Source organism: Brachybacterium epidermidis, assembly GCF_015209585.1.
Classification (GTDB): Bacteria; Actinomycetota; Actinomycetes; order Actinomycetales; family Dermabacteraceae; genus Brachybacterium; species Brachybacterium epidermidis.
On record NZ_JADEYR010000013.1, the window covers coordinates 61,211 to 75,307 of the forward strand.

The 14,097-nt window shown below is 69.7% G+C and carries 10 protein-coding genes and 1 tRNA gene; 5 read left to right on the top strand and 6 right to left on the bottom strand.

What is annotated here, in order from left to right; translation table 11 throughout:
* Window positions 1-149: 149 nt before the first annotated feature.
* From IOE58_RS11210 to IOE58_RS11225, 4 genes are all read right to left on the bottom strand, one after another.
* On the bottom strand, window positions 150-860 hold the full coding sequence (locus tag IOE58_RS11210) for a CE1759 family FMN reductase (protein ID WP_193866472.1): 711 nt from the start codon (window positions 858-860) through the stop codon (window positions 150-152).
* Between the two features lie 47 nt (window positions 861-907).
* Window positions 908-2,080, bottom strand: a complete 1,173-nt coding sequence (locus IOE58_RS11215; protein ID WP_193866473.1) for an LLM class flavin-dependent oxidoreductase — start codon at window positions 2,078-2,080, stop codon at window positions 908-910.
* A 125-nt stretch (window positions 2,081-2,205) separates the two neighbouring features.
* Window positions 2,206-3,762: a hypothetical protein gene (locus IOE58_RS14415; RefSeq protein ID WP_228019784.1), complete on the bottom strand. Its 1,557-nt coding sequence runs from the start codon at window positions 3,760-3,762 to the stop codon at window positions 2,206-2,208.
* Entirely contained in the window at window positions 3,759-4,784 is a 1,026-nt protein-coding gene (locus IOE58_RS11225) for a hypothetical protein (protein WP_193866474.1), read from the bottom strand. The genes IOE58_RS14415 and IOE58_RS11225 overlap by 4 nt, the downstream gene beginning before the upstream one ends.
* A 390-nt stretch (window positions 4,785-5,174) precedes the next feature.
* Here IOE58_RS11225 and IOE58_RS11230 point away from each other — a divergent pair, with 390 nt between their 5' ends.
* From IOE58_RS11230 to IOE58_RS11245, 4 genes are read left to right on the top strand one after another with little or no spacing between them, the layout of a single operon-like run.
* Window positions 5,175-7,808 (top strand): TIM-barrel domain-containing protein, encoded by a 2,634-nt coding sequence (locus tag IOE58_RS11230; RefSeq protein WP_193866475.1) that lies wholly within the window; start codon window positions 5,175-5,177, stop codon window positions 7,806-7,808.
* Window positions 7,809-7,815: 7 nt separating this feature from the next.
* Window positions 7,816-8,862 carry a TRAP transporter substrate-binding protein gene (locus IOE58_RS11235; RefSeq protein WP_193866476.1) on the top strand — a complete coding sequence of 349 codons (1,047 nt, stop codon included), beginning with the start codon at window positions 7,816-7,818 and terminating at the stop codon, window positions 8,860-8,862.
* Between the two features lie 11 nt (window positions 8,863-8,873).
* A complete protein-coding gene (locus tag IOE58_RS11240; RefSeq protein WP_193866477.1) occupies window positions 8,874-9,464 on the top strand; it encodes a TRAP transporter small permease in 591 nt (196 codons plus the stop codon).
* Entirely contained in the window at window positions 9,461-10,765 is a 1,305-nt protein-coding gene (locus tag IOE58_RS11245; protein ID WP_193866478.1) for a TRAP transporter large permease, read from the top strand. The genes IOE58_RS11240 and IOE58_RS11245 overlap by 4 nt, the downstream gene beginning before the upstream one ends.
* A 278-nt stretch (window positions 10,766-11,043) precedes the next feature.
* On the opposite strand, the gene IOE58_RS11250 is transcribed toward IOE58_RS11245, so the two are convergent.
* Both IOE58_RS11250 and IOE58_RS11255 read right to left on the bottom strand, forming a co-directional pair.
* Window positions 11,044-11,128 (bottom strand) — tRNA-Ser (locus IOE58_RS11250).
* An 83-nt stretch (window positions 11,129-11,211) separates the two neighbouring features.
* Window positions 11,212-12,216 carry a LacI family DNA-binding transcriptional regulator gene (locus tag IOE58_RS11255; RefSeq protein ID WP_193866479.1) on the bottom strand — a complete coding sequence of 335 codons (1,005 nt, stop codon included), beginning with the start codon at window positions 12,214-12,216 and terminating at the stop codon, window positions 11,212-11,214.
* A gap of 183 nt (window positions 12,217-12,399) precedes the next feature.
* On the opposite strand from IOE58_RS11255, the gene IOE58_RS11260 reads away from it, so the two are divergent.
* Window positions 12,400-14,085 carry an HAD-IA family hydrolase gene (locus tag IOE58_RS11260; RefSeq protein WP_193866480.1) on the top strand — a complete coding sequence of 562 codons (1,686 nt, stop codon included), beginning with the start codon at window positions 12,400-12,402 and terminating at the stop codon, window positions 14,083-14,085.
* Window positions 14,086-14,097 lie beyond the last annotated feature (12 nt).

A 14,097-nucleotide genomic window follows, 5' to 3' on the forward strand; every position in this document is an offset into this window, starting at 1 on the left:
GCAGAAGGTGGTCTCGGCCATCAACCCGAACCCCTCGGCCCCCAGCCCCAGCCCGGTGCCGTCGAGCGTTCCCCCGGGGGGCCATGCAGTCCGCCGCCAGTGCGGCACCGCTCGCCTCCGCGCCCTCGGCCGAGGAGGCGGCCCGTCCGTCAGTCTCGACCCAGCAGCTGGCCCATCGGCACGAAGTTCGCGAACTCGGCGTCTAGCTCGCTGCCTGCGGTCCCGGACTCGGCGGGCGAGCCGTCGGCCGTGGTTTCGGTGTCGCCGCCGGCCTGAGCCTCGGCCTCGGCGGCGGCACCGGCGGTGCGCAGCATCATCGCCAGCTCCGCGGCCGCACGACGGATCCGGGAGGACAGCGGCAGCGCGTCGGCCTGCCCCTCAGTGTCCGCACCGAAGTCCGCCGATGCCGCGAACACGGAGGTGGGCACGATCTGCGACTTGAGGTACGCGAACATCGGGCGGATCGCGTAGTCGATCGCCAGCGAGTGGCGGGGCGTGCCCGCCGTGGCCCCCAGCAGCACCGGCTTGTCCTTCCAGATCTCGATGTCCATCGCGTCGAAGAAGGACTTGAACAGCCCCGAGGGGCCCACGTTGAACACGGGGGTCACCGCGATCACCGCGTCGGCCGTGCGGATGGACTCCACCACCACGCCCAGGCGCTCGCCGGTGAAGCGGGTGAGCATGGCGTCGGTGATGTCGTGCGCCAGTTCGCGCAGCTCCACGGTCTGCACGTCCACCACCGCGCCCGCGCGCTCCAGCTCGAGGCGGGCGGCGCGGGAGAGCTGGTCGGCGAGCATGCGGGTGGAGCTGGGGGTGGAGAGTCCTGCGGCCAGCGCCACGATGCGGATCGGTTCGGTCATGGGAGTGCTCCCTTCGGGGTAGCGGGTGGCTGGGTGTCGGCGTGGTGTCAGGCCAGGCGTTTCTCGCTGCGGGAGTCCTCCGCGCGCAGCCCGGTCCAGTTGTCCCCGGTCTCGAACCTGTAGGCGTCGTCGAAGGCGCCGCGCTCTGCCTCGGCGGCCGCCACCAGGGTCTGGTGGGTGGGGGCATCGGGCACATCGGCCGGACGGCGGGCGTCCAGCTCCTTGCGCAGCACCGGCACCACCTCGGTGCCCAGCAGCTCGATCTGCTCCAGGACGGTCTTGGCGGGCAGGCCCGCGTGGTCCATCAGGAACATCTGGCGCTGGTAGTCGCCCACATGGTCGGCCATGGTCAGGTAGCGCTCCACCACCTGCTCCGGGGAGCCGACGGTCAGCGGGGTCATGCGGGTGAAGTCCTCCATCGAGGGGCCGCCGCCGTACACGGGGGCCGCATCGAAGTAGGGGCGGAACTCGTTCCAGGCGTCCTGGCTGTTCTTGCGCATGAACGCCTGCCCGCCCAGGCCCACGATGGCCTGCGTGGCGGTGCCGTGCCCGTAGTGCTCATAGCGCTCGCGGTACAGCTGCACCATCTGCTTGGTGTGGCTCATGGGCCAGAAGATGTTGTTGTGCAGGAAGCCGTCGCCGTAGTACGCGGCCTGCTCGGCGATCTGCGGGGAGCGGATCGAACCGTGCCACACGAAGGGCGCGACGCCGTCCAGCGGGCGCGGGGTCGAGGTGAACTGCTGCAGCGGGGTGCGGAACTGGCCCTCCCAATCCACGACGTCCTCGCTCCACAGGCGGCGCAGCAGGTCGTAGTTCTCGATCGCGAGCTCGATGCCCGTGCGGATGTCCTGGCCGAACCAGGGGTACACCGGGCCGGTGTTGCCGCGGCCCATCACCAGGTCCACGCGGCCGCCGGTGAGGTGCTGCAGCATCGCGTAGTCCTCGGCGATCTTCACCGGGTCGTTGGTGGTGATCAGGGTGGTGGCGGTGGAGAGGATGATCCGCTCGGTCTGCGCGCCGATGTAGGCCAGCGTGGTGGTGGGGGAGGAGGTCACGAACGGCGGGTTGTGGTGCTCGCCGATCGCGAACACGTCCAGGCCCACCTGCTCGGCGAGCCTGGCCTGCTCCACGATGGACTTCAGCCGCTCGTTCTCGGTGGGGACCTTGCCGGTGGCCACGTCGGGCGTGATGTCGGCGATGGAGAAGACCCCGAACTGCATGTCGCGCTCCTGACGAAGTGATGGGACCCGAGCGGCGCAGTGCACCCCTGTGGCACTAGTTCAAAACTAAACTATTCCTGGAGAGGACGCAAGGCGGAAGGCCTGTGGCATCGGTGACGTCGCACTCAGTCGACCTGGTCGGCCGGCGCCTCCCACGTGATGCACTGCGAGAGATCACCGTTGGCATCCCGCCCCGCGTTCACCCACGCCGCCCGGGACTCGGCCGACGGCTCGGCGGGGCTCGCCGGATCGGCCTGCGCCTCCGCAGAGGTCACGAACTCCTCGACCCTCTCGGTGGGCCTGGGGCCGGTGGGCTGCTGGAAGGCGGCCGCGGAGCCGAAGCAGGACTGCTGCAGGGCGTACCGGCGCCGCATCTCCTCGGAGCCCGCGGCATCGCCCTCCAGCCCGTCCAGCAGTGCTCCGTAGTAGCTGTGCAGGGATGTCGCGGCGACGGGGAACACTGCGTAGGAGTAGGACAGGTGCCACATGTACAGCTGCGGGGACTCCACCGCTGAGGTGGTGGAGAAGCCGGGGTCCCATTCGGCGGGCCAGTACAGGGTGTTGTCGCCGATGCACGCGCGCGGAGCGGTGCCGGTGAAGGTCTCCGGTGCGCAGCTGGATGCGGCGGGCGGCTCCGCGGCGGGGTGGACCACCACCTCGGGGGCGGTGAACTCCACTCCCTGCTCCTGCAGCGCCTGCCCCCAGGTGGTCGCCAGGCACGAGGCACCGGCCTCCAGGTAGGCCTGCAGCTCCTCGTCGGGGACCTTGCCCTCCGAGGCCGGCAGGCTGCAGCCGGCCGGGACCGAGAGCGTGGCCGCAGTGAGCGGGTTGGTGGCCATTACCTGCAGCAGCTCCTCGGGGGTCCCCTCGGGCTGCTCGCCCTCCTCCAAGGGGCGCCACTGAGCGGGATCCGCCGGGTCCTCCTCGGAGCTCGCGGCGGGCGGCTCCGAGGCGGCGGGAGTCCCGGGCTGGTCCAGCCACAGCAGGCCCACCCCGGTGCCGATGCCCAGCAGGAGCAGCACCGCACACCCCAGGGCGATGGCGGGCACCAGCAGCCTGCGCTGCCGTGGGGCCGTCGCATCGACCCCCGGTGGCAGGCCCGCTGCCCCCGCAGCACTCCCAGAGCCCGCGGCAGCGGCCGACGAGGGACTCGCCACGGGGTCGGGGTCCACTGGGAACTGGAAGCGCGGCCGCTGGTCGAACCGCTGGATCGGGGCGGCGTCGGCGGGCCGGTACTCGCACTCGGCGAGGGCCGGTGAGCCGCCGGAGCTCGGCACCGCCGGCGATGCCGCGGGAGCAGGCGGTGCCGCGGGCGCTGAGGATGCGGCTGGAACAGGCGATGCCGGTGCCGGCGGGCCAGGGGGGTCCGCGGTGGTGAGACTGCTGTGCAGGTACGTCCCCCATGGAGGCGACGCGGGGTCTGGGCCTCCCCCGGAGGGCGGCGGTGCAGAATCGATGAAGTCCTGATCGGAGCCGGCGGCGGGTGCCTGCGGGGCCGGGCTGGGAACGCTGGCGATGAAGTCCTCGGACGGCGCCAGGGTGGACTCCGGGAGCTCGGGTCCAGGTCCCGGCGGCGGCGCCCACGAGGAGTGGTCCTCCTGCGGCGGCAGAGCCGGGCGCAGCACGGTGTCCTCCTCGTCGACCCCCGTGTCGGGGCCATCCAGGCCGTGTCCGCGGCTCACGCGACCTGCTCCGTCGGCGCCAGCCAGGTGTTGCAGCGGGTGAGATCGCCCCCGGCCTCGAATCCCTGCCTAACCCAGTGCGCGCGGGACTCCGGCGCGATGGTGGAGGTGGAGGCGTCAGCCGGGGTCCAGTGCTCCACGCTGGTGAGGATGTCCCGCACCTGCTGGGACGGCTGCGAGGACTCGGGCACGCGCATGCTCACCGCGCTCGCCAGGCACAGGTGCTGCAGCCAGTAGCGCCGATCCGCCTCCGCCTGCCGGTCCGGATCGTCCTCAAGCTTCGCGTCGAGCGCTCGGTAGTACGGCCACATCCCCGTGTTCCAGGTGACGCCGTTGAGGTAGTTGAGCGACAGGTCCCACAGGTACATGGTGGGGACCTTCGCCGGATCCTCCTGCTGTGCCCCGTACCCGGCGCCCAGCGGCCAGTAGAGGACCCCGTCGAGATTGCACTGACGCGGCGAGGTCTGCTCGAAGGTGTCCGGCTCGCACGGGGACTGAGGGATGTCCGGCCAGGTGTGCACCTGGATCCTCGGCGGGATCCAGGGCAGGTTCCGGTCCGAGCTCGCGGTCGCCCATACCCGGTTCAGGCAGGCGCCGGCGGCGTCGAGGAGGGTCTGCAGCTGCTCGGCGTCGTGATCCACCTGTGTCGCCGGCAGCTCGCAGGTGCCGGTCGCCTCCATCGTTCCCTCGGTGAGCGGGGAGGCGGCCAGGATCGCCCAGACGTCATCGGCGCTGCCCTCGACCTCGTCGATCGGGGAGATGATCCTGTAGGTCGGGGCCTCCGCCGTGGGGCTCTCCGTGGTGGGGGTCTCGGTGGTCGGCGACGGCGTGGTGGTCTCGGGCTCCGGCGTGGTGGTGGGTTCTGCCGTCTGCTCGCCGCGGCCGGACAGCGCGAGGTAGGTGATCCCGCCGCCGATCCCGAGCAGCAGCGTGAGGATGCAGCCCGAGGCCACCGTGATCAGGGCCCAGGGCTTCTTCGGCGGTGGCGTCTGGCCGTAGCCCCCTGAATCTGGTGCCGACATCACGTCCCCCTCCCATGCGCTGGCTCACACGAAGGATATCGGGGTGCCCGGGCTCGGGGGACGGTGTTCGGGCAGGTGGCGGACCGCTGCCGCCCGGAACATGCGAAAGACCCCTGACTCGCGATCAGCATCGCAGGTCAGGGGCCTTTCGTTCGGCGGAGGATGGAGTGTGCGAGTTCACGACATCGTTGACAGCCCTGGGCAGGGATCGTGCTGGTGATCGTTGACCGGTGAGTCGCGTCATCGTTGACGAACCGGGGGTCGTGTTCGTTGCGGACGGCAATCGATGACAATGCGCGGCAACCGGTGGAGCATGTCACAGTGACTCGACACCGTTGCTGTGTTCCCTGCGCTGCCCTGTGCCGAGACCGCCGAAGGAGTCGGAGAGCGATGCCCATCGCCCGTGCGCTGCACACCGTCCACACAGACGGCCCCTGGATCCGCCTGCTCACCAACGGGCCAGAGATCCGTTTGCTGCTGCTCACGCCCGAAGTACTGAGAATCCGTGCCAGCTTCGACGGAGCCTTCGAGGAAGCCTCCTACAGCCTGGTCACCACCGCCTGGGAAGACCGCCTTGATCCCGTGCTTGGCGAGGAGCGCACTCGCGTCGATCCCCTCCCGCTCACGATGGACGCGGATGAGGACGACCACGTGCTGATCAGCGGCGGCCGACTCACCGTGCGTGTGGACCGCAACCCCTTCGCGATCACGGTGACGGATCAGGACGGCCAGGTGCTGCACCGCGACGTGCCGGGGATCGCCTGGCAACAGGACACCAACAAGCGCGTGCTGCACTATGCCGTGGCCGGCGAGCACGACGCGTTCTACGGCTTCGGTGAGAGCACCGGGAGCCTGGACAAGTCCCGTCGCGCCCTGACGCTGAGCCCGAAGGACGCACTCGGCTTCGACCCCGAGAACTCGGATCCGCTGTACAAACACATCCCGGCCGGGATCCGCCTGGACCGCGCCACCCGGCGAGCCAGCGGCATGTTCTGGCACACGACGTGGGCGCTGGATCTGGATCTCGCGCGCGAGCACTCGAATTACTGGCCGCGCCGTACCCGCATGCGCGCCGACGGCGGGGACCTGGATCTGTTCGTCATCGCTGGCCCGTCGATCCGTGACGTCGTGCGGCGCATCACGATGCTCACCGGCCGCTCCGCCATGCTGCCGCGGCAGGCGCTCGGCTACCTCGCCTCGTCCATGTTCTACGCCGAACTGGATCGCAACTGCGACCAGGCGCTGCTGAACTTCATCGACACCGCGCGCAGCGAAGGCATCCCGGTGGACGGCTTCCAGCTCTCCTCCGGCTACACCACCCAGGACACGGCCGACGGGCCGAAACGCTGTGTGTTCACCTGGAACGATGACCGCTTTCCCGATCCCGAGGGGTTCTTCGCGTCAATGCGCGAGCGTGGCATCGTCGTCTCCCCCAACGTGAAACCCGGCATCCTCGACGTGCACCCGCGCCTGAGCGAGTTCGCGAGTGCCGGCGTCCTCGTGCGCACAGCAGAGGGCACGCAGAGCGATGCAGGCGGGGCTAACGGCCCGGCTGGGGCAGATGGCTCCGCCGGACCCGACGGCTCTTCCGGAATCGACAACGCAGCGAACCATGCAGCCGACGCCGTTGTCGCCCCCGACGCCGAGCGTGGCATGTGGTGGGGCGGCCCCGGCCGGTTCGTCGACTTCACGTCCCCAGCCGCCCGCGAGGCTTGGGCGACCTGGCTGCAGGAGGCCGTGCTCGACAAGGGCACGCTCTCGGTCTGGAACGACAACTGCGAGTACGACTCGATCGTGGATCAGGATGCCCGGGTCGACTTCGAAGGCCACGGCGCCACCATCGGCCGACTGCGCACCGTGATGGCGAACCTCATGTGCGCCACCACCCATGACGCGATCCGCGCCGTCGACCCCGACGCTCGCCCGTTCGTGGTGTGCCGTGCCGGGCACGCCGGCATCCAGCGGTACGCCCAGACGTGGGCGGGCGATAACTTCACCTCCTGGCGATCGCTGCAGCACAACATCGCCACGATCCTCGGGATGGGCTTGTCCGGTGTGGCCCATCACGGCTGCGACATCGGCGGCTTCGCCGGTCCACGGCCCGGCCCCGAACTGCTGCTGCGCTGGGTGCAGCACGGCATCTTCCAGCCGCGCTTCTCCATCCACTCGGTCAACAGCGACAACACGGTCACTGAGCCATGGATGCATCCGTCGGTCGCTCCGCTCGTGCGCGAGGCGATCCTGCTGCGCTACCGCCTCACGCCCTACCTGTACTCACTGATGCGCCGCGCGTACGTCGAGGGTCTGCCGCTGATGGAGCCGATGGTCTCCGCTTTCCAGCAGGACCCGGCACTGGATACCACCAGCAGCGAGTTCATGCTCGGCGACGCCCTGCTGGTCGCGACCGTGCTCGAAAAGGGGGCGCGGACCCGCACCGTGCGTCTGCCTGCCGGGCGGCGTTTCCACGAGCTCGACACAGGACGCGTGCACGAGGGCGGGCAGGAGATCACCCTGGACGTGGACCTCTCCTCCATCCCGCTGTTCCTGCCCGATGGCGCGATCCTGCCGATCGCTGCCGAGCAGCCGATGAGTCTGACCGGCGCGGGACCCGAGAGTCTGCGAATTCTGTGCGCACCCCCGGCCGCTGCCGACGGCCCCGCCGAGTTCGTGCTCTACGAGGACGACGGCGCAACCCGCGCTTACGAGCGCGGCGACCTGCGCGAATCCACCATCACCGTCAATGGCGGTGACCGCATCGAGATCACGGTGACGCGCTCGGGCTCTTTCCGCAGCCCGCTCAGCCACGTGCAGTGGGAGGTGATCTGCCCGTCCAGTGCCCCGTACTGGGTGCAGATCGACGGTGAGCGCATTGACCAGGAGCTGCATCGCCCGCGCTTCGATGCGGCACGGCGGGCCTGGCACTACGACCCGGAGCTCGGCCGCGCACTGGTGCGCATGCCGGACGACGGTGCCGACCACCGCATCGTGGTCAGCGTCGAGCCCTTCGACATGATCGGAATGTGAGATTGCGATGAACCACGCGCTCCCCACCCGGCGCCGCGCTCTGGCGCTCGCTGGCGCCGTTGGCCTCGGGTCGATGGCACTCGCCAGCTGCGGCGACCCCTCCCGGCAGATGACCAGTGCGGACGCCAGCAGCTCCGCACCGCTCACGCTGTCACTGGCCAACAGTCTGGACCCACAGCACGTGACGTCGAAGGCCCTCGCCGCCTTCGCGACTGAGGTGGAGGAGCGCAGCGAGGGCCGGTTGCGGATCTCCATGTTCGACAGCGGACAGCTGGGGAGCGAACCCCAGGTGCTCGGCCAGCTACGTCAAGGAATCGTCGATATGACCCGCGTCGGCTCACCAGGGCTTGCCGCCTGGAACCCGGGCTACCACGCATTCGGACTGCCCTACGTGTTCGACTCCGAAGAGCACTACTACGCGGCGCTCGACTCCGATGCCATGCAGCGCTTCTTCACCTCGAATGAGGATGCTGGCCTGCTGGGCTTGACCTATTTCACCTCCGGCGCCCGCTCCTTTTACACCGGCAGCACTCCGGTGCGTACACCGGAGGATGCCGCCGGGTTGAAGATCCGCATCCAGGACATGCGCACACAGGTGCGGATGATGTCCGCGCTGGGCGCTTCCCCGATCGTCATGGCCTTCGGTGACATCTACACCGCCCTGCAGACCGGGCTGATCGACGGCGCCGAATCGAATGAGACCGCGCTGGACCAGTCCGGGCACGGCGAAGTAGCCAAGTGTTTCTCCCTCACCGAGCACACGCGCATCCCCGACCTGCTCACCATTGGCACGCCCGCCTGGGAGCGGCTGGATGAACAGGACCGCACCACCTTGCGGGAGGCCGCGCAAGCCGCCACCGAGAACCACAAGAAGGACTGGGCCACCAGCATCGAGGAGTCCTATTCCGCAGCGGCCGAGATGGGCGTGAAGTTCATCGAGGACATCGATCAGGAGGGCTTCCGGGAGGCAACCCGCGAGGTGGTCGACGAGTTCGGCGCGGACTTCCCCGAGGTGGCCGACGTTCTGGACATCATCGAGAAGGCACGAGGCTGAGGAGAGCTGGTATGAGAGGCATCGCAACCATCCGCCGCGGCCTCGCCACGGCCCTGCTGTGGAGCGCAGGCACACTGCTCGTACTCATGACAGTGCTGGTCATGATCCAGATCGTCACGCGCTACGCGTTGAACCAGCCCACCGCCTGGACCGAGGAACTGGTGCGATACGCCTTGATCTGGACAAGTTTCCTCGCGGCGTCGTACGCATTCCTCGAGCGTCGGCACATGGCGCTGTCGATCCTTCCGGACCGCTTGTCGGCCCCCGCCCGGCGCGGACTGACCCGCGCCGTGGACGTGCTGGTGCTGCTGTTCGCCGTGCTCGTGCTCGGTATCGGCGGTGTGATGCTGGTGCTGTCCTCGCTGGGCGATATGTCGGCGCTGCTGGGCATCTCCCGTGGCGCCGTCTACGCGATCGTCCCGATCAGCGGCCTGATGATTGCTCTTGCTCAGGTCACCGCCCTGCTGGACCCGTCGGCCGACGGCACGAGCAGCCAGGCAGCCGCGGCGACGCAGGCGACTAAGCCCTCAGCCGTCGCAGGCGATACCCGATCCACGGCGGATACCAGCCGTCCCTCGACACGGACGGAGGACAAGCGATGAGCGCCCTCGGTGCTGCCCTTCTGCTGTTCGGGCTGTTCTTCCTGCTGCTGTTCGCATCGGTCCCGATCTCCATTGCGATCGGCGTCTCGAGCTTCGTCACCATCGTCGCGGTGCTCGGCTGGAGCGACGCCACCTTCATCCTCGGGCAGCAGATGACCGGCGGCGTGGAGAGCTTCCCGCTGCTGGCGATCCCCCTGTTCATCCTCGCCGGCAACATCATGAACAGCGGCGGTATCGCGCGACGCCTGATCGACCTGGCACTCGTGATCGTTGGTCGCGTGCCCGGCTCCCTCGCGCACACCAACGTGGTGGCGAACATGCTGTTCGGCGCCCTGTCCGGATCCGCGGTGGCCTCCGCTGCCGCGATCGGCGGCACCCTGCACCGTCGGCAGGACGAGGAAGGGTATGACCCGGCGTTCTCGACCGCGGTGAACATCTCCTCCGCCTCCACCGGGCTGCTCATCCCGCCGACCACCGCAGCGATCGTCTACTCCACGATCGCCGGCGGTGTGTCCGTCTCGGCGCTGTTCATGGCCGGATACATTCCCGGCATCCTGATGGGCCTCGTGGTGATCGCGGTGGCGACAGCGATCGCGCTGCGCCAGGGGCTGCGTGGAGGCGAGGGCGTCGGCATACGGCAGGGGCTCATTGTGCTGCTGCGCGCCATCCCCTCGCTGCTGCTGATCATCATTGTGGTCGGCGGCATCGTGGCCGGCGTCTTCACCGCTACGGAGGGTGCCGCCGTCGCCGTCGTGTACTGCCTGGTGCTCTCCCTGATCTACCGAGCACTGAACCGGGAGACGATCACACGGATCATCCGCGACACCGTGAGCGCCACCGGCGTGGTGATGCTGCTCGTGGCCGCCTCCAGCGCGATGAGCTGGATCATGGCGTTCAGCGGGATCCCCGGGGCGATCACCGACGCCATGCTGTCGGTCGCGTCCTCCGGGCCGGTGGTAATCGCTCTGATGCTCATTGTGCTGCTGGCCGTGGGCACGTTCCTGGACATCACGCCGGCGATCCTCATCTTCACCCCGATCATGCTGCCCATCGCAGAGAGCGTAGGCATGGACCCGGTCCACTTCGGCATGGTGCTGATCATGGCGATGTGCGTCGGCACCATGACCCCGCCGGTCGGGTCGGTGCTGTTCGTCGCCACCGGCATCACGGGGGTGAGCATCGAGCGGGTGGTGCCGCGCCTGCTGCCGTTCTTCGCCGCGCTTATCGCACTGCTGATCCTCATCGCGTACGTGCCCGCGCTGTCGCTGTGGTTGCCGGGGCTCACTGGCTCGCTCGAGTGATCCTGCATAGCTAATCCAGCACGGAAAACACCATCATCGCTGGTCACGCGGCGCAGGGTGCGGTGTGTGAGTTCACGACACAGCCCTGGGCAGGGATCGTGCTGGTGATCGTTGACCGGTGAGTACCGCATCGACCCCGGCCGGGACTACCAGCCCAAGCTCCCGCGAACCCACAGCACACCCACCCAGACACCCCGCCCCGGCCAGCCAGTGAACCCACGCAAAAAAGCCTGAGTCGCGACATCATCTGTCAACGATGTCGCGACTCAGGACAACGGCGGAGGATGGGGGATTTGAACCCCCGAGGGCGTTAACCCAACACGCGTTCCAGGCGTGCGCCATAGGCCGCTAGGCGAATCCTCCAGCGCTCATAGAGCGAGATACAGGTTACCCGACGCTCCCCATTGGCGCTAACCGGGACGGCCCAGGTCACATTCGGCGCCCCCTCACCGCAGGGCGGGCCCGATCCCTGTGGAGCCGCGCACCCGCAGGACGGGTGCCACGACGCTGAGGGAGTCGTGCTCGCGACCCCGCCACCTCTCCTGGAGCATCTGCGCCGCGAGCCGGCCCATCTCCGATCGTGGCTGGTTCACGCTGGTCAGGTGCGGCCGCACGGTGAGGGCCACGGTGGAGCTGTCGTACCCCACCACGCTGAGCTGCTGCGGCACCTGTACCCGGTGGTCCGCGGCCCGGTGCAGCACCGAGACCGCCGCGATGTCGTTCGCCGCGAACACCGCCGTGGGAGCGTCCTGGTCACCGCGCCGCAGCGCGCGCAGCACCATCTCCATCCCGTCACGGGGCGAGTCCGGACCGATCACGTGCACCTGCTCGCGCAGACCCAGGCGCTCCGCCTCGGCCAGGAACCCGGCCCGCCGGGACGCGGGACCAGGGCGGGTGGACAGGGTGACGTGCACCAGGTGCCGATGGCCCCGCTCCACGAGGTGGCGCACCGCCAGCGCCGCCCCTGCTTCGTCGTCGTTGCGCACCGTGTCCGTACCGGGCACCGCGTCCTGCATACGGCCGATCACCACCACCGGCAGTGTCGCCGCGGCTGCCTCGAGAGCGGCAGGGCTCAGCCAGGTGGTCACCGCGATGACGCCGTCCACGCCCAGGGCCAGCAGACGCTGCAGCTGCCGCTCCAGGTGAGCGCTGTCGCGCCGACCATGCGCGATCACCACTCCGAGCCCCTCCCGCTCCGCGTGCTCCTCGATCCCCGCGATCACATCGGTGTGGTACGGGTTGCCGAGGTCCGTGGGGAGCACCCCGATCAGCCCACCCCCGGGGGAGGCCGCACCCGCGCGGCGGTACCCCAGCCGACGGGCGGCGGCGAGCACCGCGAGCCGCGTCTCCCGCCGCACCCCGGGGCGGTCGTTGAGCGCCATCGAGGCGGTGGCCGAGGAGACCCCGGCCTCGCGGGCGACGGCGGCGAGGGTGGGGCGCGAGGATCTCACGCCCCACGTCTATCACCCGGGTCGCCCGCGCCGATGCGCTGATGACGTGCGCACCTGAAGAGTTTCAGGCACCGTGGCGAAGGTGTGCCGACGGGTTCACCGACTGTTCACGAGCGGCCCGCCGGTCGCTCCTAGCGTGGGAACCACCGGCCCACCACCGGGCCTCCCCCCGAACGGAGAGACGTGAGCACCGCGCTGTCGACCACCACCCCTGCCGCCGACGAGCACCGCCCTGCCGTACTGCCGCGCCCCCGGGCCCTGCTGCTGGACTTCGGCGGCGTGGTCTTCTCCACCACGCCCCGCGTGAGCTGGGCCCGGGACCTGGCTGCTCAGCTGGAGGACCGCAGCCGCGCCCTTGGCATCAGTCTCGATGCCGAGCAGCTGGAGGAGTCCCTGCGAGCCGGCCGCACCGCACTGTCGCTGTGGAAGAACGCCGCCTCCCGCCGCCACGAGCCGCGGGAGCTCACGCCGCGCGAGATCGTCGCGGACTTCCTGCTGGCCGATCTCCCTGCGGCCGCCCGGGCCGCCCTGGCACTGGACGCCAGCGCGATCCTGGCCTCGATGTCGGTGCTGGTCTCCGACCACCATGTGCGCCCGGGCATCCCGGAGCTGCTGTCCGTGGCGCGTGAGAACGACGTCCGCCTGGGCATCGTCTCCAACGCCCACTCCGGTCGCGCGCACCGGGAGATCCTCGAGCAGCACGGCCTGGCCCGGTACTTCGGCGTGCAGGTGTACTCCGATGAGGTGGGCATCCGCAAGCCCCACCCCGGGATGATCCACCGAGCCGCCGAGGCACTCGGGACCCTGCCCGAGCATGCCTGGTACGTAGGCGACACCTTCGATCGGGACGTCGCCGCCGGTCGCCGTGCCGGGGTTGGCACCGTGGTGATAACCCGCGACCGTCGCACCGACCACCCTCCGTTCGCGGTCACCGACATCCCCGACCTGATCCTGGAGACGCCTCAGGACCTGGTGGCCCACCTCCACACGGCACTGGCCGAGGGCGACCGCGGTTCTGAGCCCGCAGCAGCAGCTCGCCTCGGTGTCACCGACCGCGGCCTGCGCCCGACTGCTGCCGGCCCCGCGCATCCCGCTCTGCTGCTGGACCACGGCGGCGTGATCACCCTGTCCACTCCCAACCCGCAGCGGAACCGACAGGTGGGCGAGCTGATCGTCGACCTCGCGGAGCGCATCGGGACCCCTGTCACCATCGAGCAGGCGCAGCAGGCCGTGGACGAGGGCTGGGAGCGGCACCGGGCCCGCAAGAGGGAGCGCGACGCCCAGGCCGATGCCGGGCACCGCCACGCGGAGGTGGACCCCGCTGAGCTGTGGGGCGATCTGGTCGGCCGCGACCTGCCCGAGACCCTCCGGGCCGCACTTCGGATCGAGGGTCCCCAGCTGTCCCTGGCGCTGCACCGCGCCAAGTCCCTGCCCGCCCCGCGCCCCGGGGCGGTCGAGCTGATCCGGTGGTGCGCCGAGCACGAAGTCGTGGTCGGGATCGTGTCCAACACCATCTCCGGCCGCGGGGTGCGGGAGATCCTGGAGCGCTACGGCGTGGGCCACTTGATCGGCCCGGCCGCGTACTCCGACGAGATCGGGGTGCGCAAACCCGGCACCGCCGTCTTCGAGGCGGCTCTCGCCGGGCTGGAGACCGATCCCGGTGACGTCGTCTACGTGGGGGACAAGGTCCTCAACGACGGCCGCGGCGGTCGCGAGGCCGGGATCGGCACCGTGTGCCTGCTGCGCGGTGGCAAGGACCCCGACGAGGCCCTCGACTCCGCCCTTGCTGCCGGCCACGCCGACCACGTGCTCGACTCACCGCTCGACGTCATCGACCTGCTCGCCTCGCGCCTGACCCCTGCCTCATGACTCTCCACACCG

Bases quoted from the DNA above. Each gene is read 5' to 3' on its own strand.
- IOE58_RS11240 (WP_193866477.1), top strand. From the start codon at position 8,874: ATGAGAGGCATCGCAACCATCCGCCGCGGCCTCGCCACGGCCCTGCTG.
- IOE58_RS11245 (WP_193866478.1), top strand. From the start codon at position 9,461: ATGAGCGCCCTCGGTGCTGCCCTTCTGCTGTTCGGGCTGTTCTTCCTG.
- IOE58_RS11225 (WP_193866474.1), bottom strand. From the start codon at position 4,784: ATGTCGGCACCAGATTCAGGGGGCTACGGCCAGACGCCACCGCCGAAG.
- IOE58_RS11235 (WP_193866476.1), top strand. From the start codon at position 7,816: ATGAACCACGCGCTCCCCACCCGGCGCCGCGCTCTGGCGCTCGCTGGC.
- IOE58_RS11230 (WP_193866475.1), top strand. From the start codon at position 5,175: ATGCCCATCGCCCGTGCGCTGCACACCGTCCACACAGACGGCCCCTGG.
- IOE58_RS11210 (WP_193866472.1), bottom strand. From the start codon at position 860: ATGACCGAACCGATCCGCATCGTGGCGCTGGCCGCAGGACTCTCCACC.
- IOE58_RS11215 (WP_193866473.1), bottom strand. From the start codon at position 2,080: ATGCAGTTCGGGGTCTTCTCCATCGCCGACATCACGCCCGACGTGGCC.